This window comes from Pseudomonas sp. SIMBA_068, assembly GCF_046534705.1.
GTDB lineage: Bacteria > Pseudomonadota > Gammaproteobacteria > Pseudomonadales > Pseudomonadaceae > Aquipseudomonas > Aquipseudomonas putida.
Window position 1 is genome coordinate 1 of record NZ_JAWRYI010000966.1, and the last position, 256, is coordinate 256.

1 protein-coding gene is annotated in these 256 nt (G+C 42.2%); it reads left to right on the plus strand.

Annotation, left to right across the window (positions count from 1 at the left end):
• Positions 1 to 256: 3-deoxy-7-phosphoheptulonate synthase (locus SB756_RS32290; protein ID WP_410913528.1), on the plus strand; the 256-nt coding region annotated here is incomplete at both ends.

The window sequence follows — 256 nt, forward strand, 5'->3', positions numbered from 1 at the left end:
GTTATTGGGCTATGAAGAAGCACTAACACGACGCGATCACTTATCAGGCGACTGGTATGACTGTTCAGCGCATTTTGTTTGGATCGGTGAGCGCACACGTCAATTAGACCACGCACACATTGAGTTTTTTAAAGGAATTAAAAACCCAATTGGCGTAAAAGTAGGTCCTGGTATGGACCCAGATGAATTAATCCGCCTAATTGATGCATTAAATCCTGACAATATTCCAGGACGATTAACCTTAATTACACGCATG